The sequence below is a fragment of the Ruegeria sp. H8 genome (assembly GCF_056532905.1).
On record NZ_JBQFNY010000001.1, the window covers coordinates 1087586 to 1105648 of the forward strand.

An 18063-nucleotide genomic window follows, 5' to 3' on the forward strand; every position below is an offset into this window, starting at 1 on the left:
TCAGTCCGTTTGGTCGGAAAACAGGTTTTCCCGGGATCCGCTCAGCAGCTGATCCAGTTCCAGGGTGCCCGCGTTGATATCCCGCAGTTCGACCCGCCCGTCGCCGTGGCCGATGATAACCTTGTCACAGATATCGATGAACAGGCCGTTTTCCACCACGCCGGGAACCTGGTTGAGGATCAGGGCCATCTGACGGGGATTGCCGATGCGTTGCAGGTGCAGGTCCAGAATGTGGTTGCCCTCATCCGTCACGAACGGGGCCGCGCCATTCATACGCAGCGCCGACGAGGTCCCAAGTACATCCATCGCGTCCAGCGCTTCTTCGATCAGTGTTCGCGTGGTTTGCCAGCCAAATGGAACAACCTCGACCGGCAAGGGGAAAGCACCCAGCGTTTCCACCTCTTTCCCGGCATCTGCGATGACGATCATCTGATCGCTGGCCGTGGCAACGATCTTTTCCTGCAAATGCGCGCCGCCGCCGCCTTTGATCAGGTTCAGGTCAGGGTCGAATTCATCCGCGCCGTCGATGGTCATGTCCAGCCACCCGGCCTGATCCAGAGAAATGACTTCGATCCCGACTTCGCGTGCCAGCTGCGCGGTGCGGGTGGAGGTGGGAACGCCCTTGATCCGCAGACCTTCGTCTTGCACCCGTTCGCCCAAACGACGGACCAGCCAGGCCGCAGTGGATCCCGTTCCAAGACCCACGCGCATGCCGTCCTCGACCATCTCGGCGGCACGACATGCGGCCACGTATTTTGCGGTGTCGATGGGCGACAGTTCTCCGGTCATGGCAGCTTTCCCAGTTTGGCCTGCCGGAGTTATAGGGAATGCGCCGCGCGACTGCGACCACAATTTGCGGTTCGGCAAGCGTAAAGATGCCTGAAGACTGCGCGTTTCCTATCGGAAACGTCGCAATCATGTCTTACGCTCTCATCTTTGTCATATAGATTGCCCGCATGTTGACCCGATACCGCCTGCACTACGCCCCTGACAACGCCTCGCTGGTGATCCGGCTGGTGCTGGAAGAAATGGAGGCACCTTATGAAACTGTGCTGGTCGATCGCCGTCGCAACGAACAGGACAGCGCGGCGTACAGGGCATTGAACCCCAACGGGCTGATCCCGGTGCTTGAAACTCCGCAAGGGCCGATATTTGAAACGGCGGCAATCCTGCTGTGGCTGTCCGAGCGCCACGGGCAACTGGCCCCGGCAACAGAGGCCCCCGAACGCGCCGAGTTTTTGAAATGGCTGTTCTTTGCGTCCAACACGCTGCACGCCGATCTGCGCATTATGTTCTATGCCGAGAAATACATCACCCCACCACAGGCTGATACCCTGCGCGCAGGCATCCGCCCCCGTTTGAAGCAGCACCTGCAACTACTGGATGCGCTGGCAAAACGCGCGCCAGCCTGGTTCTGCGCGGAATGCCCATCGGTTTTGACCTATTATGTCGCCTGCATGATGCGTTGGATGGCCTTGTATCCGGCCGATGCAGATCGCAGCTGGTATGCGCTGGCTGACACCCCGGCCCTGCAAACCATCCTGGCACAGCTCGAGACACGCCCCGCCACCCACACGGCCATCGCGGCCGAGGGTCTGGGCCCCGCACCCTACACCTCTCCTATTTACGCCAACCCCTTAGAAGGCTCAGCTACCTGACATGTTCCTCTCTGTCTTCGATATGTTCAAAGTGGGCATCGGCCCGTCCTCCTCGCACACCATGGGCCCCATGGTGGCGGCGGCGCGCTTTCTGGATATGATGCGTGCTTCACCCTTTGAATTTGCGGGTCTGAAGGGCTCGCTGCATGGCTCGCTCGCCTTTACCGGCGTCGGCCATGCGACCGACCGGGCGACCATACTGGGCCTGGCCGGCTTCGTTCCGGACACCTATGACAACGACAAGGCCGAGGCCGCATTGGCGGATATCGCCAAGAGGCACACGGTTACCCCCAACGGCCTGCCGACGCTTCAGTTCGATCCCAAAACAGACCTGATTTTCGACTATGACACCAACCTGCCGGGACACGCCAACGGGATGATCCTGATGGCTACGGACGCGCAGGGGGACGTGATCCTGCGCCAGGTTTTCTATTCCATCGGTGGCGGTTTTGTCCTGACCGAAGAAGAACTGGCCGAAGGCAAGGCAACGGATGAAGGCGCACCGGTGCCGTTCCCGTTCAAGTCCGCGGCTGAAATGCTGGAGATGGCCAAATCCAGCGGCAAAACCATCGCCGAGATGAAGCGCGCCAATGAGATTGCGCGCGGCTGCGCCGACAGTTTCGCCAAAGGATGCGCCCGTCTGTGGGACGTCATGAATGCCTGTATCGAACGCGGTTTGACGACCGACGGCATTCTGCCCGGCGGGCTGAAAGTGCGACGCAGGGCAAAGGGTATCTATGACGCGCTGATGGCCGAACGCGGCATGAACCTGACCGCGCCGCATACGATCAACGACTGGATGAGTGTCTACGCCATGGCGGTCAACGAAGAAAACGCCGCCGGTGGGCAAGTCGTAACGGCACCGACCAATGGGGCGGCGGGCGTTCTTCCTGCGGTGCTGCGCTATTACCTGGACCACGTTCCTGGTGCCTCGGAGAGCCATATCGAAGATTTCCTTCTGACCGCGGCCGCGATTGGCGGGCTGGTCAAATACAATGCGTCCATCTCGGGGGCCGAAGCGGGGTGTCAGGCCGAGGTCGGCAGCGCATCAGCCATGGCCGCGGCGGGGCTCTGCGCCGTGATGGGCGGTACGCCCGAACAGGTTGAAAACGCCGCCGAGATCGCGTTGGAGCATCATCTGGGCATGACCTGCGATCCCGTCGCCGGGCTGGTTCAGGTGCCCTGTATCGAACGCAACGGGCTGGGGGCCATCAAGGCTGTGTCCGCCGCGTCTTTGTCCCTTCGCGGGGATGGCGAGCATTTCGTGCCGCTGGATGCGGTGATCGAGACGATGCGTCAGACCGGTCATGACATGCACGAAAAATACAAGGAAACCTCGCTTGGTGGATTGGCCGTGAACGTGCCAAACTGCTGAGATCGCAACAAATGGGGGTCGATATGCGTGGACATTGCCTGTGCGGCAGCATCAAGTACGAAATCGACCCTCCTGCCCTGTCGTGCGTCACCTGTCATTGCGACAGCTGCCGACGCCAATGCGCCGCGCCGATGACAACCTATTTCGCGGTTCGTGACGGTCAGTGGCGCTGGATCGGGGAAGAGCCGAAACGCTTCAACTCTTCGCCCGGAGTCGAGCGCAGCTTTTGCCCGGATTGCGGCACGCCAATCTCGTTCCGCTCGGCCAAAATGTCGGATGTGCTGCATCTATACGTCGCCACTTTGGAGAACCCCGAAGCAATGCAGCCCACATTGCACGTGACTCATGAGGAAAGGCTGAGCTGGCTGCATCTGGATGACAACCTGCCCACCTGCACCGGGCCGGATTACACAAAGGTTCAACCCCTGCCCGACGTCTGACATTCGACCTTTCCACTGCGCCGCGAAGCAGATAGCGTCGCGCACATGACTCAGGATCGTCCCGTCTTGGGCATCTTCTTGATGCTCGGTTTTTGCGTGCTTGCACCCTTGGGGGATGCGATGGCAAAGCTGTTGGGCGAAACGACACCGTTGGGTTTGCTGGTTGCAGCCCGGTTCGCGGTGCAAGCGCTAATTCTCATCCCGCTGGTGGTGATGACAGGCCGGCCCTGGCGGATGCACGGGCGTATCCTGCGCCTGACAGTCATCCGAACGCTGCTGCACATCATCGGCATAACCGCGATGTTCAGTGCGTTGCAGTTCCTGCCCCTGGCTGACGCCGTCGCCATTGCCTTTGTCATGCCGTTCATCATGTTGCTGCTGGGCAGATACGTTCTGGGCGAAGAGGTCGGCGCGCGGCGTCTGGTGGCCTGCATCGTCGGTTTCATCGGCACACTTCTGGTCATCCAGCCCAGCTTTGCCGAGGTGGGCTTACCTGCCCTGCTGCCGTTGATCGTTGCCGTGGTCTTTGCCCTTTTCATGCTGGTCACGCGGCAAATCGCAAAAGAAACTGATCCAATTTCCTTGCAGGCGGTGTCTGGTGTCATGGCCACTCTGGGGCTGGTTCCTGTCCTTGTGATCGGAACATCGCTTGGTATCTGGAACCTGTCAGCCGCCTTGCCCGCCCCCGACATGTTTTGGCTGCTGATCGCGATAGGAGTTTTGGGAACTGTCGCACATCTGCTGATGACATGGTCGCTGCGCTATGCACCTTCGGCCACGCTGGCCCCGATGCAATACCTGGAAATCCCTGTGGCGACCCTGATTGGCTGGGCCATCTTCAGCGACCTGCCGGACGGGCTGGCGGCGGTTGGGATCATGATCACGGTCGCCGCCGGTTTGTACGTTATTCTTCGCGAACGGGCCACCGCTCGCTCTGCCCCGACAGAAACACCTGCATAAGCGGATCGAGTGCGGCGCGGGGAACCATCACCAACAGGCCGGGCCCATCCATCTGCAATTCAACATCCGACAGTGCGCGATTGGAGGTACCCACCCGGTTGTCCGGCTGCAACCGCAGGCCGTCGATGGGCCATTCCAGCCCGGTGCTGCGCCCCGTCACAGGGCGCATTGGAAACAGCGACACCACATCCCCCGGCAAAACCGGCAGCCGGATTTGGCGAGGCGCGTGAAACACCACCTCATGCGCGCCCAGCAGAATGCAGGCCTGTTCCTGACGTTTGACCAACACGTTCAGAACGGCAAGCTGATGATCAAGCCGTCCGCCCAGAAAACCGGCCCCCAAAACCAGTGGAGCCTGCACATTACGCAAGGCCTTGTCGAAATCGGTGCTGTCCTGTTCACGAATGGCAAAAAGCCGGTCAGACGGGATATTGGCTTTCGTTGCTTTGTCCAGCGAATCGAAGTCCCCGATGACCGCATCCGGAATCCGGCCTGATTCTGTCAGGACTGCCGCTCCACTATCCGCTGCAACGACAGAAGTGACGCGGTTCAGCACCAAATTCAGGTCCTCGGAACCAACAAAACCACCCCCAAACAACCCGATTGGATCGGCAGAGCGTACAATTGGTTCATTTTTCCAAAGATTGGCCATTTTTCCCGGATTTGGACACATTAAGACCACAAAATGATAGGTTCATGCATAAAGTTCAGAGCCTTCGTGTGCTCCCGATTCCGGGTAAGTGGGCTCTCGTAGTTTGTAAAGGACGTGCGTCTGATGGTACAGAATAACAAGGTATTGACCGTTTCATATGGAACCTTCTCCTGCACTTTGGAAGGATTCGACGATTCCTTTGAAACGATGAAAGCCATTGCCGAATATTTCCGCGATCTTGCTGCAGATGATCGTTACTTCGGCTCAGAGCCTCCACAACCAGACGCCGAAATGCTGACCCGTATCGCACGCCGCGACGCATCGCAACGCGTCGAAGCCAGCCAAAACGAATCCGGGCTTCTGCTGCGTGCCGCTCCAAATACTGAAGCCCCGGCACCGGTCGCTTCTGACGCAACGGGCCCGCATGCGCAAAATGCAGATGCCATGACCACCCCCCCTCCCGAATATACCCAAGCAAGCCCGGGGCAGACCGCGTTCACAGACGCGGAGGCCGTCGACGCCACCACATCTCCGCCGGCCGACAGCATTGCCGCAAAACTGCAACGCATCCGGGCCGTTGTTTCTCATTCGGACGTCCCCCCCACTGCCTATTCCGAAGACGAGGAATCTTCGCTGCTGGCCAACACCGCCCCCCCGGTGGACGCCGTGGCCGCCGCGTTCGAAGCAGGTGCTCTCAATGCGGATGACTTTGCTGAACCTGCTGAGCCCGAGGCCGCAGAAATCGAGGATCTGCAAGCGCTTGACGCCGAAGACGTACAAGACGACGCGCCGGCAGTATCGGAAAACCAGGCCTTCGAATCCGCCGCGCCGAATATCGAGAACGATTCCGAACAGCAGGTGCAGCTGACCCCCGACCACCTGCGGGATGAAGAAATCGAGGTCGCAACGGACGACGCGCAGCTTCCTGCTGAGCCCCTGTTCTCGGATCTGGAAGAGGATACCGACGAGGAAATCGACGAAGAAGATGTTCCAAACATCCTCAACGTCGAAGACGTGGCGATCGAATCCGAAGATGAAGCAGATGACGAGCCGCAAGACGATCAGGCGCAAGGAGTATTGTCGGAAGAGGACGAAATTCAGCTGCTGTCCGAGATTTCCGAAATCGAAAAAGACATGGCAGGCCGTTCAAGCCAAAAACTGACGGATGACGCCGATCCTGATCAGGATATCTCGCGACTGATGGCCAAAACCGGTGAACATATGGAGGATCCCTCCAGCAGCGACGCGCGAGAAACCTATTCGCACCTTCGCACCGCCGTTGCCGCGACCGAGGCCGACCGTGATGACCAACCGGCCCCGAAAACCTCGCCTGTTGATGAGTATCGCGTTGATCTTGCGTCAGCGGTCAGCCCGCGCCGCCCCGAAGTTAACGTGACCAGCATACGCCCGGAAGCAGATGCTCCGGCTCCGTTGAAGCTGGTTGCTGAGCAGCGCGTGGACGATCAAAGCGAATCCAATGGCCCCGTGATGCCGCGTCGCGTGACCACTCAGGTGGAAGAAACCGGGTCGGAAGAAGGCGGTTTTGCGCAATTCGCACAGGATCAGGGTGCACAGTCGCTCCAGGACCTGCTTGAAGCGGCGGCGGCCTACCTGTCTTTCATCGAAGGACAGCAACAATTCTCGCGCCCCCAACTGATGAACAAAGTCCGTTCTTTGAAGCAAGATGAGTTCAATCGCGAAGAAAGCCTGCGTTCCTTCGGACAGCTGCTGCGCGATGGAAAAATCGAAAAAGCCGGTGGCGGCCGTTTTGCGGCCTCTGACCTGATCGGCTTCCGTCCTGATGATGAGCGCGCAGTAGGCTGACTGCCGCGCCAATTGACGAAAAGGGCCGGGTGAACCCCGGCCCTTTTGCTATGGCACGTCCAGAGACAAACGCCCGTTGTTAAACAAGACTCAGCGTTGCCCATTGTACTGGGCCCGACCAGCCGCCTTGGTCCGAGCAATGGCCCGGCTCAGGATTGATCCGGGTCCTCTTTGCCAACGCCGCGAAAAACGAACTTGAACGGCAGGGCCCAAAGAATGCCCAGAACGATATAGACCAGAAGTTCCACCCATATCGGGGGGCGCTCCAGCCAGTTCAGAACCGTCACCACCGCCACAATGTAAAGTGGCAGGCCGATCACAAGAATAACCAACGACCAGCGCCGGCGCGCCTTATAGCTCAGACCTGTTTTCTGCTCTTTGTTCATCAATCTGCAAACGGGTCGGTCACCAGAATGGTGTCGTCCCGCTCCGGGCTGGTGGACAAAAGGGCCACAGGGCATTCGATCAGCTCTTCCACCCGGCGCACATACTTGATTGCGTTGGCGGGCAGATCGGCCCAGCTGCGCGCGCCTTCAGTGGATTCGCTCCAGCCCGGCATTTCTTCGTAGATCGGGGTGCAGCGCGCCTGTTGTTCTGCGGCAGTCGGCAGATAGTCGAGGCGCTCGCCGTCCAGTTCATAGCCTGTGCAGATCTTCAGGGTTTCGAACCCATCCAGAACGTCCAGTTTTGTCAGAGAGATCCCGTTCACGCCACTGGTCGCGCAGGTCTGACGGACCAGGCACGCATCAAACCAGCCACAGCGGCGCTTGCGACCTGTCGTTGTTCCGAACTCATGCCCGCGTTCCCCAAGGCGCTGACCATCCGCATCCTCAAGTTCTGTCGGGAATGGGCCTTCGCCGACACGGGTGGTGTAGGCTTTGACAATCCCCAGCACAAAGTCGATCGATCCCGGTCCAATCCCCACCCCGGTCGCGGCCTGACCTGCGATCACGTTGGACGAGGTCACGAATGGATAGGTGCCGAAATCGATGTCAAGCAGAGCGCCTTGCGCCCCTTCGAACAGGATGCGTTTACCCGCTTTGCGCTTTTCGTTCAGCACTTTCCACACAGGCGCAGCAAATGGCAGAATCTCTTGCGCGATCTCTTTCAATTGGGCGATCAGCGCGTCGCGGTCGACCGGCTCGATTCCCAGACCCTTGCGCAGCGGGTCATGGTGCTGCAAAGCACGGTCCACCCGAGCCTCGAGCGTGGCCTCATCCGCCAGATCCGCGACGCGAACGGAACGGCGCCCGACCTTGTCTTCATACGCGGGTCCAATCCCACGACCTGTAGTGCCGATCTTGGTTCCCTTGCTGGCCGCCTGTTCGCGCGCACGATCCAACTCGCCGTGGATCGGCAGGATCAACGGGGTGTTCTCGGCAATCATCAGCGTATCGGGGGTGATTTCCACACCTTGTGCCTGGATGGTCGCGATTTCCTTGACCAGATGCCAGGGGTCCAACACCACGCCGTTGCCGATGACGCTCAGCTTACCGCCGCGCACGACACCGGACGGCAGAGCGTGCAGCTTGTAAACTTCGCCATCAATCACCAGCGTATGTCCGGCATTATGCCCGCCCTGAAAACGCGCGATCACGTCCGCCCGTTCGCTGAGCCAGTCGACGATCTTGCCTTTTCCTTCGTCACCCCACTGGGCGCCGACAACAACCACGTTGGCCATATCCGGTCCTTTTGCGCTGAGTTATCAAACCCGGCTCGTATAGCGGGGCGCAAACGGCAGGGAAACCGATATTTCGCCGCAGATGAAAATCGCGCAAACGCGCGATGCCTCCGGCGGGGATATTTATGGCCAGATGAAAAGCGGATCCCCTGCTTCATCTGGCTGAAAATATCCCGGGGGAGCCGCACGGAACGGGCGGCGGGGGCAGAGCCCCCTGCCCGACATCAACACAGATGCACCGGTTGCCCATGAGGTGTCGTCAGATAAGCCTCTTCCCAGGACTGATGTAGCCCTTTTACCTCCTGCGGCGGCGCGACGCCCTGCTCGGCCAGCAACCCCTCGAGCGTTTCCAGCCATGCACGGAAATAGTCGTCGCCGCCGTCCAGCTCTCGCGCAAGCCCGTGGCGCTTCAACGTGTCCGAGAACCGAGCCGCCCAATCGGACCAATCGAACCGCCCCGCCTCGTTCAGGGCAACGGTGACGGCAAAGACCTGAGCGTGCCAGGGTTCGGCAAACACCGGCTCTGGGGCTGAATGTTCGTTGCAGCCGCTCATGCCGGCTCCAGATAACTTTGCCAGAGATCCAGTACCACTTCGTCATCCGGATGCTCCGGGCTGGTCCAAAGTTCCGAAGCGGGGAAGACCACGGCATAAATCGGTTCAGGCGCTTCGCCCAGCCCATGAGCATTGGAATCGGGCAGGACATGGGTTCCGTGCAGGCGCAGTATTCGACCCCTGGCACCGGACGCATAATTCGGCAGGCGTGTGTGCCCGCCATCCACAATGCTATTTCCCGCCGGACGGGTCGTGACCACCTGTTGACCGACAGAAAACTGCACCGCCACGTTCGAAGGTCTGTCCGCTGGTCCACCTTTGGCCAGGGCGGCTGACACGGAGTCCGCCTTGAGCATCCGTTCTGCCAACGGATGCGGCCCATCCTCTCCGCCGCTGCGCAGGTCATCCAGAGAAAGAACGCCGCGTTCGACCAACAGGTCAGCCAGGCCCGAAATCCATTTCTCGTAGTATGAAAACCGGGCATAGTCCTTTGGCGACAACCGTTCCCTTGCGTGGCGGGATACGTCGATATTCCACTGCCCCAAAAAGCCGGATGCAAGTGTCACCGCCAGCGCCCGTGCGTGCCAGTCTTCGGCAAAAACCGGCGCGTCCTCGGCCTCGGGATTTATCGGACCATCTCCAAAGCGGCCGCCCATATCGTGAACGCGGGTCATGAAGGGGCCTTCGGCAGGCCCGTGCCGATCATGCTGTCACGTGTCACAAGTGCGGCAAGCGTCTCCTCACCCATCCCATCAGTTCCATCGGGACGCATCGGCAGAACGAGATAGCGAACCTCGGCCGTCGAATCCCACACCCGCACCGAAGTGTCTTCAGGCAGGGTGAGGCCGAATTCGGCCAGTACCTTGCGGGGTTCACGCACCGCTCGGGCACGGTAGGCATCAGATTTGTACCAACCCGGCGGGATACCCAGCAACGGCCAAGGATAGCAGCTGCACAAGGTGCAGACGACCATGTTGTGCCGGGTTGGCGTGTTCTCGACAACAACCATGTGTTCACCCTGGCGACCATAATAACCAAGATCCGCGACCATCGAGGTGGCATCTTCCAGCAGAGCGGCCTTGAAAGCTGGGTCGCGCCAGGCTTTGGCAACCACCCGCGCACCGTTCTGCGGGCCAATCTTGTTCTGATAGGTGTCGATGATTTCGTCCAGAGCCGCCGGGTCGATCAGGCCCTTGCGGGTCAGAATCGTTTCCAGCGCTTTGACGCGCAGCGCGGGTTCGGGCGGCAAAAGGGCGTGCGGGTGGTCGTGGTCGTCATGAGGCATGGGCCGCAGCCTGCGTCACGCATCGGCGTTCTGTCCAGTCCCTTTGACGTGATATGACATATCACGTGCGGTGATGCGAACTCGTGACTTGCCCCCGCTGGCAAACTTGCATAGATACCACGCGATACACGCCACGCTGTACAGGAACACCATGGAAAACGTCGTTCTCATCATCCACCTTCTTTTGGCCCTAGGCTTGATTGCCGTTGTTCTGATGCAGCGGTCCGAAGGCGGTGGCCTTGGCATGGGTGGCGGTGGTGGCGGAGCCATGACAGGCCGTGCAGCAGCGACGGCTTTGGGCAAGCTGACCTGGATCCTTGCCGCTTGCTTCATCGTGACCTCGATCACGCTGACCATTCTGGCGGCGCAGAAATATTCGGGCAGCTCGGTGATCGACCGTTTGGGCGTGCCGGCTCCGGCTTCAAGCGAAGAAAATACTCCGGCAATTCCGTCGGCGGATGACCTTCTGCCGCCTGCACAGGGCGACAACGCGCCGCTGATCCCGCAGGCCGACTGACCTACAAAACCTAGAAACCTGGAAGAGGACTGCAACAGCATCTTGCGGTTCTCTTGCGCTTTTGGCGCGAATCCTTTATACGTGAAGTCCCGTGATGCAGCGGTTTTTCGAAACCGTCGGGCAGCTGATAATGACGTCTCACGGGAGCAGCCGAAAAACTATGGCGCGTTTTATTTTCATCACTGGTGGTGTGGTTTCGTCCTTGGGCAAAGGACTGGCTTCGGCGGCGTTGGGCGCCTTGTTGCAGGCCCGGGGATACTCGGTACGGCTGCGCAAGCTGGACCCCTATCTGAACGTCGATCCGGGGACGATGTCGCCGTTTGAGCATGGCGAAGTATTCGTCACCGATGACGGGGCCGAAACCGACCTGGACCTGGGCCATTACGAACGGTTCACCGGCGTGGCCGCGCGCAAGACCGACTCGGTCAGTTCGGGGCGGATCTATTCCAACGTGCTCGAAAAGGAACGCCGCGGAGATTATCTGGGCAAGACCATTCAGGTGATCCCGCACGTCACCAACGAGATCAAGGATTTCATCGCCATCGGCGAGGATGAGGTTGATTTCATGCTGTGCGAAATCGGTGGCACCGTGGGCGATATCGAGGGTCTGCCGTTTTTCGAGGCGATCCGCCAGTTCAGTCAGGACAAGCCGCGCGGGCAGTGCATTTTCATGCACCTGACGCTGCTGCCTTATATCAAGGCCTCGGGCGAGCTGAAAACCAAACCGACTCAGCACTCGGTGAAGGAACTGCGCTCGATCGGTCTGGCACCCGATATTCTGGTTTGCCGCTCGGAAGGGCCGATCCCGACCAAAGAGCGCGAGAAACTGGCCCTGTTCTGCAACGTGCGCCCCGACAGTGTGATCGCAGCGCAGGACCTGAGCACCATCTATGACGCGCCGCTGGCCTATCACCGCGAAGGTCTGGATCAGGCCGTTCTGGACGCGTTCCAGATCAGCCCTGCGCCCAAACCTGATCTGGCAAAATGGGAAGACGTAAGCGACCGTATCCACAACGCCGAGGGTGAAGTGAAGGTCGCCATCGTAGGCAAGTATACGCAGCTTGAAGACGCCTATAAATCGATTGCCGAGGCGCTGACCCATGGCGGCATGGCCAACCGGGTCAAGGTCAAGGTCGAATGGGTTGACGCCGAGGTGTTCGACAACGAAGACGTCGCACCCTATCTTGAAGGTTTCCACGCGATCCTCGTCCCCGGAGGCTTTGGCGAACGCGGCACAGAGGGCAAAATCAAGGCCGCGCAATATGCGCGCGAGCACAAAGTCCCCTATTTGGGCATCTGCCTTGGGATGCAGATGGCCGTGATCGAGGCCGCCCGAAATGCGGCTGGCATCAAGGAAGCTGGTTCGGAAGAATTCGACCACGAAGCCGGGAAGAAACGTTTTGAACCTGTCGTGTACCATCTGAAGGAATGGGTGCAGGGCAATCACAAGGTCGAACGCAAGGTCGGTGACGACAAGGGCGGCACCATGCGTCTGGGCGCTTACAATGCGGTGCTGGCAGAGGGATCGAAAGTCGCTGAAGTTTATGGCGGCACACAGATCGAAGAGCGCCACCGTCACCGCTATGAAGTGGATATCAAGTACCGTGAGCAGCTTGAAAAGGCTGGGCTCAATTTCTCGGGCATGTCGCCGGACGGACGCCTGCCGGAGATCGTGGAATGGTCGGATCACCCGTGGTTCATCGGCGTGCAGTACCACCCGGAACTGAAGTCCAAGCCGTTCGACCCGCATCCCCTGTTCCGCGATTTCGTGCGCGCTGCGAAAGACACCTCGCGCCTGGTCTGACCCTGGGCTGTGTCGGACTGTCACCCCGCGTTGTTTTGTGCGGGCTGATCTCTTAACTGTATGTACAGGCAGAATTTCTGCTTCGTAGGCTCAATGCCGTTCAGAGTTTCAGGAGATTTCCGATGAGCAACGCAACAACGATTACCAACCTCCAGCAAGCGCTTCATATGGAGCTGACGGCGGCGCACCAGTATCAGCTGCATGCCCATGTGCTGGAGGACTGGGGGCTGGACATCCTTGCCGAAAAAATGCGCGCTGAAATGCAGGAAGAATTGGGTCACTCCGACGCGTTCATCGAGCGTATCCTGTTCCTTGGCGGCGTGCCCGAGCTTGCGTTTCAGAAAAGTCCAGTCGCCGCGGGGTCTCTGGAAGACATGTTTGCCACGGACCTGAAGGATGAAACCGAGGCGGTCGACTTCTATACCAAGGCCGCGTTGCAGGCCGCCGAGGTCGGCGATGTCGGGTCAAGAACCCTGTTCGAACGCATCTTGCTGGAAGAAGAAGGCCACAAGGACTGGCTGGACACTCAGCTGAACCTGTTGAAGCGTTTGGGTGAGGCCAACTTCAGCGCAAAATTCGTATCCGGCGCGGCAGAAGAAGCCTGAGGCACGCACCGCCGCTGGCCCATGCACCAGAACGGCCCGGTCCATCTTGCCAAGGACCAAGCCGTGCGGTTTCCGTCACTTCAATGTGACACTGCCAAGCAAAAAACCTCTACTCGGTCTGCCTTCATGGGGTTAACTGTTGATCACACCACGACAGGAGAGCCCCGATGAGCGATCAATCCCAACGCGCGAAGACCTTTGCCAGCCTTCACAAAAAGGGCGACCCCGTCATTCTGTTCAACATCTGGGATGCTGGCAGTGCCGGCGCGGTGCGGGATGCAGGCGCGCAAGCCATTGCCACAGGCAGCGCACCTGTCGCCATGGCACAGGGTTTTGGCGACGGTCAGAACATACCGCTAGAGGCAGCATTGGACAATGCGCGCCGCATCGTTGCAGCGGTTGAACTTCCGGTGACACTGGATTTCGAAGGGGCATATGCCGAAGATCCACAGGGCATTGCGCAAAACGTCAAGCGTGCGCTGGATTGCGGCGTGGTTGGTTTCAACTTCGAAGATCAGATCATCGGCGGTGACGGGCTGTACGATACAGCAGTTCAGGCCAAACGCGTCGAAGCCATGCGCGCGGCCTGCGAAGACGCGGGCATACCTGCCTATGTCAACGCAAGAACCGACATTTTCCTGAAAGCCCCGGCAGAAACACATGATGAGGCCATGCTGAACGACGCCATTGCGCGTGCTTCGGCCTATGAGGCTGCGGGCGCCAGCGGTTTTTTTGCTCCGGGGCTGAAAGACGAGGCGATGATCGGCCATCTGTGCGAGCGTACGAACCTTCCGGTCAACATCATCGCCCTGCCCGGCACCCCGGGCACACCGCGTCTGGCTGAACTGGGGGTTGCGCGCGTCAGCTATGGTCCGGTTCCTTATCGTCAGATGATCAAGTGGTTAACAGATCAGGCGCACGCCGCTATTCACTACCGCAACTGATCACCCAGAAGTTGTGGGATTGCAATTGCCGCCGCTTCTCATCACCCTGCTTTTGAAACCGAACAGGAGGCAAGCCTGATGAAAGGCTATTGGGTTGCACATGTCGATGTAGACGACATGGACACGTACAAGACCTACATTGCTGCAAATGCGGAACCCTTTGCAGCTTATGGTGCGCGCTTTCTGACGCGCGGTGGAAAGCGCGAAGTCAAGGAAGGCGCAGCGCGCGCCCGGACCGTTGTGATCGAATTTCCCAGCTATGAGGATGCGCTTGCCTGTTACGAAAGCGAAGCATACCAGAAAGCCAAAGCACTGCGCGCCCCGGTATCGATGGGCGATCTTGTGATCATTCAGGGCTATGACGGGTAGACTGCGCTTGGCGCACCACAAAATATGGAATAATCTTTTGCCATGTTGAAAAAGTTCCTTCAGGCGCTCAGACCGCCCCAGCATGAACATCTTCCGGACCCGGATGCCGAACTTGCTCTGGGTGCGCTCATGGTGCGCGTAGCGCAGGCTGATCGGGACTACAAGCTGGAAGAAATCCGCCTGATCGACAAAATCCTGGCCCGTCTTTACCAGCATAACGCGATCGAAGCAGCCAAGGTGCGTGCCACATGCGAAAAGCTTCACGCGGCAGCGCCGGATACCGATACCTTCGGCAAGCTGATCCGCGAGACCACGGATCTGAAGGAACGCCTGGCCGCTCTGGATGCGCTGTGGGAAGTTGTCCTGGCAGATGGAAACACCGACGAAGGCGAGGTGAAAATCGTCGAGGAAGCCCGCGTTGCCATGGGGTTGAGCTTTAACGACAGCAAGGCTGCGCGTGAACGCGTTCAAAGCCGCTTGGATGTGAGTTAGTCGCTCGCTATATCTAACGCATGTTCAGTGAATTTCTTTCCAGGCTTACGCAGCCGCAGCCCGATCCTCTTGTCGACGATGACGCCCGCCTGGCCCTGACGGCCCTTCTGGTTCGTCTGGCACGGTCCGACAATGACTATTCCGATACCGAAATGGCCCGTATCGACCGAATTTCGGCGCAACGCTATGGCCTGTCGCCGTTCGAAAGCGCCGCCCTGCGCGCCCGCGCCGAAGATCTTGAGGCCGAGGCCCCGGACACCGTCCGCTTTACCCGAGCCATCAAAGAGGCGGTTGCCTATGAAGATCGTCTTGCGGTCGTTCAGGCGCTGTGGTCCGTGGCGTTGGCCGATGGGCACCGCACAAGCGAGGAAGATTCGCTGCTGCGTCTGGTGGTCAATCTTCTGGGCGTAAGTGACGTGGATTCCGCTTTGGCACGGCAAAAGGCAGCAAAATCGTGATTGCCATGCTGGGCATGTATGACATGCCTGCCCTGCAAGCCGCCAATGACAGGTTCTGGAGCCTGATTCGCGCCCAACTTGGATCAGGCCCGGAACACCTAACCCGCGACAAAGACGTGTGGACGGTCTGGCGGGACCCAAACCTGATTCTGGCACAAACCTGTGGCATGCCGTTTCGAACCCGATTGCATGGTCACGTGCAACTGGTTGGCACCCCGGACTATGACCTGCCCGGATGTCCCCCCGGATATTATTGCTCGGTCTTTGTGGCTCGGCATGACGACGACCGGGATCTGGCGGGGCTGAGCACAGGCGTTTTCGCATATAATGAGGGCTTGTCCCAATCCGGCTGGGCAGCCCCGATCACACATATGACCCAGGCGAACCTGCACCCCGCCGGACTGTTGGAAACCGGCGGGCATGCGCTGTCTGCCCAAGCCGTCGCAGGTGGCAAAGCGGACTTTGCCGCGCTGGACATGCTGACGTGGCTGATGCTGCAACAACATACGAATTTGGGGTCCAAACTGCGCGAACTGGCAAGAACGACTCCGACTCCGACCCTTCCCTACATCACATCGACGGGTCAGAATCCGCAGGTCATTGCAGGCGCAGTTCGGGCCGCGATTGACCAGCTTTGCGACGACGATCAACGATTGCTGCATATACGCGGGTTGATCGATATTCCCGCGGCGCACTACTTGGCTGTCCCCACTCCGGCGCCTCCCAAAGATGGCGGATCAACGACTGCCCAATTTGTCGACTGATTTTGGCCAATTTGGGTGTTTCTCCGCTTGATTCTGTCATTTGCACATTGCATTGACCTTTTTTTTCGGTCCTAGTACCGGACCAACACCACCAACCACTGGACTGCCCGTGACAGAAACTGCACCCGTCATCGAAATCAAAGACCTTCACAAAAGCTTCGGAAATCTTGAAGTGTTGAAGGGGGTCGATATCACGGCACATCGCGGTGACGTGGTATCACTGATTGGGTCGTCCGGGTCCGGCAAATCGACGCTTCTGCGATGCTGCAACCTTTTGGAGGACAGCCAACAAGGAGAAATCCTTTTCAAGGGTGAGCCTGTCAAATGGTCCGGGGAAAGCCACGGGCGCCGCCCCGCTGACTCCAAACAGGTTCTGCGCATACGAACCAACCTGTCGATGGTGTTTCAACAGTTCAATCTTTGGGCGCATATGACCATCCTGCAAAATGTGATGGAAGCCCCCGTGACCGTTCTGGGGCGCGACAGGGCCGAGGTGGAAGAAAGCGCGCGCAAGTATCTGGACAAGGTTGGCATCGGCGACAAATGCGACGCCTATCCGGCGCAATTGTCCGGCGGGCAGCAACAGCGCGCCGCCATTGCCCGCGGCCTGTGCATGGAACCCGAAGCCCTGCTGTTTGATGAACCGACTTCGGCTTTGGACCCTGAACTGGAACAGGAAGTGATCAAGGTGATCAAAGACTTGGCCGCCGAAGGGCGTACCATGATCATCGTGACGCATGACATGAAAATGGCCGCCGACATTTCAAGCCACGTGGTGTTCTTGCACCAGGGTCTGATCGAGGAAGAAGGCACGCCCGAAGATATCTTCACATCTCCTGAATCCGAACGGCTTCGGGGTTTTCTCTCCGCCACTCAGGCGGCTTAACTTCAAAAACAGAACCAAACTGGGGAGCAACCAATGAAAAATCTGATTCTGTCCACTGCCGCACTGGCGCTGACCGCCGGTATCGCCATGGCCGACACGGTCCGCATGGGGACCGAGGGCGCCTACCCTCCGTACAACTTCATCAATGATGCGGGCGAAATCGACGGCTTCGAGCGTGAAGTCGGCGATGAACTGTGCAAGCGCGCGAACCTGGAATGTGAATGGGTCAAGAACGACTGGGATTCGATCATTCCGAACCTGGTCTCGGGCAACTACGACACCATCATCGCGGGCATGTCGATCACCGACGAACGTGACGAAGTCATCGACTTCACCCAGAACTATTTCCCGCCTGCGGCTTCGGCCTATGTCGGTGCGTCTGAGGATGTTGATGTCACCACCGGCGTCGTTGCCGCACAGACCGCCACCATTCAGGCAGGCCACGTAGCCGAGTCGGGCGCGACTCTGGTCGAGTTTGCAACTCCGGAAGAAACCATCGCAGCCGTGCGCAACGGTGAAGCCGATGCCGTGTTTGCCGACAAGGACTTCTTGGTGCCGATCGTCGAGGAATCCGCCGGAGAACTGGTCTTCGTGGGTGATGACGTTCCGCTGGGCGGTGGCATCGGGCTGGGCATCCGTGAATCGGATGGCGAACTGCGCGCAAAGTTTGACGAGGCGATCACCTCGATGAAAGCGGACGGTTCGTTGAACGAACTGATCATCAAGTGGTTCGGCGAAGGCGTTCCGACCTACAACGCTGACGGTTCGGTCGTTACAAACTAATCTGTATCAAGC

General features: G+C 59.1%; 22 protein-coding genes. 15 read left to right on the forward strand and 7 right to left on the reverse strand.

Annotated elements, in window-relative coordinates; translation table 11 throughout:
* Complete coding sequence (rpiA, locus tag ACR0A2_RS05360) at positions 1 to 789, reverse strand: ribose-5-phosphate isomerase RpiA (RefSeq protein WP_152457587.1); 789 nt, start codon at positions 787 to 789, stop codon at positions 1 to 3.
* A gap of 167 nt (positions 790 to 956) precedes the next feature.
* Between rpiA and ACR0A2_RS05365 the strand changes: the two genes are divergently transcribed.
* Genes ACR0A2_RS05365 through ACR0A2_RS05380 form a run of 4 tightly spaced genes read left to right on the forward strand, consistent with a single transcriptional unit; the run spans position 957 to position 4433 of the window.
* Positions 957 to 1658 carry a glutathione S-transferase family protein gene (locus ACR0A2_RS05365; protein WP_480834286.1) on the forward strand — a complete coding sequence of 234 codons (702 nt, stop codon included), beginning with the start codon at positions 957 to 959 and terminating at the stop codon, positions 1656 to 1658.
* A 1-nt stretch (position 1659) separates the two neighbouring features.
* Positions 1660 to 3033: an L-serine ammonia-lyase gene (locus ACR0A2_RS05370; RefSeq protein ID WP_480834288.1), complete on the forward strand. Its 1374-nt coding sequence runs from the start codon at positions 1660 to 1662 to the stop codon at positions 3031 to 3033.
* 23 nt (positions 3034 to 3056) lie between these two features.
* Positions 3057 to 3473, forward strand: coding sequence for a GFA family protein (locus ACR0A2_RS05375; RefSeq protein ID WP_480834289.1), 417 nt, complete (start codon positions 3057 to 3059; stop codon positions 3471 to 3473).
* A 45-nt stretch (positions 3474 to 3518) separates the two neighbouring features.
* Positions 3519 to 4433 (forward strand): DMT family transporter, encoded by a 915-nt coding sequence (locus ACR0A2_RS05380; RefSeq protein WP_480834290.1) that lies wholly within the window; start codon positions 3519 to 3521, stop codon positions 4431 to 4433.
* Here ACR0A2_RS05380 and ACR0A2_RS05385 read toward each other — a convergent pair.
* Positions 4378 to 5085 carry a thiamine diphosphokinase gene (locus tag ACR0A2_RS05385; RefSeq protein ID WP_480834291.1) on the reverse strand — a complete coding sequence of 236 codons (708 nt, stop codon included), beginning with the start codon at positions 5083 to 5085 and terminating at the stop codon, positions 4378 to 4380. The genes ACR0A2_RS05380 and ACR0A2_RS05385 overlap by 56 nt on opposite strands.
* Before the next feature lie 123 nt (positions 5086 to 5208).
* Between ACR0A2_RS05385 and ACR0A2_RS05390 the strand changes: the two genes are divergently transcribed.
* The gene (locus ACR0A2_RS05390; protein WP_480834292.1) at positions 5209 to 6909 is read left to right on the forward strand and encodes a hypothetical protein; all 1701 of its coding nucleotides are present in this window, start codon (positions 5209 to 5211) and stop codon (positions 6907 to 6909) included.
* A gap of 149 nt (positions 6910 to 7058) precedes the next feature.
* Here ACR0A2_RS05390 and ACR0A2_RS05395 read toward each other — a convergent pair whose 3' ends face one another.
* The 5 genes from ACR0A2_RS05395 to nthA form a co-directional block, all read right to left on the reverse strand.
* Positions 7059 to 7295: a DUF2842 domain-containing protein gene (locus tag ACR0A2_RS05395; protein WP_171228487.1), complete on the reverse strand. Its 237-nt coding sequence runs from the start codon at positions 7293 to 7295 to the stop codon at positions 7059 to 7061.
* Positions 7295 to 8590 carry an adenylosuccinate synthase gene (locus ACR0A2_RS05400; protein ID WP_152457579.1) on the reverse strand — a complete coding sequence of 432 codons (1296 nt, stop codon included), beginning with the start codon at positions 8588 to 8590 and terminating at the stop codon, positions 7295 to 7297. The genes ACR0A2_RS05395 and ACR0A2_RS05400 overlap by 1 nt, the downstream gene beginning before the upstream one ends.
* A gap of 224 nt (positions 8591 to 8814) precedes the next feature.
* Complete coding sequence (locus tag ACR0A2_RS05405; protein WP_480834293.1) at positions 8815 to 9144, reverse strand: nitrile hydratase accessory protein; 330 nt, start codon at positions 9142 to 9144, stop codon at positions 8815 to 8817.
* Positions 9141 to 9818 (reverse strand): nitrile hydratase subunit beta, encoded by a 678-nt coding sequence (gene nthB, locus ACR0A2_RS05410; RefSeq protein WP_480834295.1) that lies wholly within the window; start codon positions 9816 to 9818, stop codon positions 9141 to 9143. The genes ACR0A2_RS05405 and nthB overlap by 4 nt, the downstream gene beginning before the upstream one ends.
* Positions 9815 to 10429 (reverse strand): nitrile hydratase subunit alpha, encoded by a 615-nt coding sequence (gene nthA, locus ACR0A2_RS05415; protein ID WP_480834297.1) that lies wholly within the window; start codon positions 10427 to 10429, stop codon positions 9815 to 9817. The genes nthB and nthA overlap by 4 nt, the downstream gene beginning before the upstream one ends.
* A gap of 151 nt (positions 10430 to 10580) precedes the next feature.
* Here nthA and secG point away from each other — a divergent pair, with 151 nt between their 5' ends.
* The 10 genes from secG to ACR0A2_RS05465 all read left to right on the forward strand — a co-directional run bounded on the left by secG (position 10581) and on the right by ACR0A2_RS05465 (position 18051).
* Positions 10581 to 10946, forward strand: a complete 366-nt coding sequence (secG, locus tag ACR0A2_RS05420) for a preprotein translocase subunit SecG (protein ID WP_480834477.1) — start codon at positions 10581 to 10583, stop codon at positions 10944 to 10946.
* 160 nt (positions 10947 to 11106) lie between these two features.
* Positions 11107 to 12750: a CTP synthase gene (locus tag ACR0A2_RS05425; RefSeq protein ID WP_152457574.1), complete on the forward strand. Its 1644-nt coding sequence runs from the start codon at positions 11107 to 11109 to the stop codon at positions 12748 to 12750.
* Positions 12751 to 12872: 122 nt separating this feature from the next.
* Positions 12873 to 13355 (forward strand): bacterioferritin, encoded by a 483-nt coding sequence (locus tag ACR0A2_RS05430; protein ID WP_480834298.1) that lies wholly within the window; start codon positions 12873 to 12875, stop codon positions 13353 to 13355.
* Positions 13356 to 13522: 167 nt separating this feature from the next.
* The gene (locus ACR0A2_RS05435; protein ID WP_480834299.1) at positions 13523 to 14299 is read left to right on the forward strand and encodes an isocitrate lyase/PEP mutase family protein; all 777 of its coding nucleotides are present in this window, start codon (positions 13523 to 13525) and stop codon (positions 14297 to 14299) included.
* Positions 14300 to 14374: 75 nt separating this feature from the next.
* Positions 14375 to 14668: a DUF1330 domain-containing protein gene (locus ACR0A2_RS05440; protein WP_152457571.1), complete on the forward strand. Its 294-nt coding sequence runs from the start codon at positions 14375 to 14377 to the stop codon at positions 14666 to 14668.
* Positions 14669 to 14710: 42 nt separating this feature from the next.
* Positions 14711 to 15160: a tellurite resistance TerB family protein gene (locus tag ACR0A2_RS05445; protein ID WP_152457570.1), complete on the forward strand. Its 450-nt coding sequence runs from the start codon at positions 14711 to 14713 to the stop codon at positions 15158 to 15160.
* 20 nt (positions 15161 to 15180) lie between these two features.
* Complete coding sequence (locus ACR0A2_RS05450; protein WP_480834300.1) at positions 15181 to 15618, forward strand: tellurite resistance TerB family protein; 438 nt, start codon at positions 15181 to 15183, stop codon at positions 15616 to 15618.
* A gap of 5 nt (positions 15619 to 15623) precedes the next feature.
* On the forward strand, positions 15624 to 16382 hold the full coding sequence (locus ACR0A2_RS05455; protein ID WP_480834301.1) for a phosphate/phosphite/phosphonate ABC transporter substrate-binding protein: 759 nt from the start codon (positions 15624 to 15626) through the stop codon (positions 16380 to 16382).
* A 109-nt stretch (positions 16383 to 16491) separates the two neighbouring features.
* Positions 16492 to 17268, forward strand: coding sequence for an ABC transporter ATP-binding protein (locus ACR0A2_RS05460; protein WP_152457567.1), 777 nt, complete (start codon positions 16492 to 16494; stop codon positions 17266 to 17268).
* A 33-nt stretch (positions 17269 to 17301) separates the two neighbouring features.
* Positions 17302 to 18051 (forward strand): transporter substrate-binding domain-containing protein, encoded by a 750-nt coding sequence (locus ACR0A2_RS05465; RefSeq protein WP_480834302.1) that lies wholly within the window; start codon positions 17302 to 17304, stop codon positions 18049 to 18051.
* Positions 18052 to 18063 lie beyond the last annotated feature (12 nt).